Annotated in this window: 1 protein-coding gene; it reads left to right on the forward strand. The window is 34.5% G+C overall.

Annotated features, from left to right (window positions below; genetic code table 11):
• Positions 1-52 precede the first annotated feature (52 nt).
• Positions 53-391 carry a hypothetical protein gene (locus CJF42_RS26175; protein WP_095369395.1) on the forward strand — a complete coding sequence of 113 codons (339 nt, stop codon included), beginning with the start codon at positions 53-55 and terminating at the stop codon, positions 389-391.
• Positions 392-660 lie beyond the last annotated feature (269 nt).

Raw genomic sequence — 660 nt, forward strand, 5'->3', positions numbered from 1 at the left:
CTACAGGCTCGTTATATGCCTAATTCGTAATAATTATATTTGTGTAAACTGAATGATAGATAACCCAGAAAAAACAAAGTCGCTGATGACTGAAATGGAAGGATTTCTTCCTATAACGGTAATCACAACTCCAGAACTTATTGATACATTACGCGGTAAAGGCATTAGGTTACCAAAGAATTTTATCTGCAAAATTAAAGAATTGCATTATTTAGGTGATGATGGTGGTATATGCTGTGGACTTAGCCTGCCAATTGAAATGCATGATCCTTTAATCATTTCAATTACACACTTACGGATTAATAAACAACATAAGCTAGCTAAAAAAATCATCAATTATCAAAAAAAACGAGTTAAAAAACTAGCGAGGTATGCTGGTAGCGGCATATAACAAATAAGGATAGGTGTCTCGCAGCCGACACCTTATCTGGGTGTTGAACAAGCCCGAGCTTAAGTCGTATAACTTATTTATAGTAAATAGTGATGATCGTGTTTTTTATTGGCAGCGGCTTTCGTTTATTTTAGCCGAGTGAATGCGCTCCTTGCCCTAAGAAGAACAAATCTTTAATTTTATTAATTAGTTAGTTTTTTATACTTTTATTCCTCTTATTGGTTTAAGCCATTACCCTTATTTTATTCGCCTTTAGGCTAACTCGTTCG

Source organism: Pseudoalteromonas sp. NBT06-2, assembly GCF_002276045.1.
In the GTDB taxonomy this organism is placed as follows: Bacteria; Pseudomonadota; Gammaproteobacteria; order Enterobacterales; family Alteromonadaceae; genus Pseudoalteromonas.

Excerpts from the sequence above, each read along its gene's own strand:
- CJF42_RS26175 (WP_095369395.1), top strand. The coding sequence starts at position 53 with ATGATAGATAACCCAGAAAAAACAAAGTCGCTGATGACTGAAATGGAA.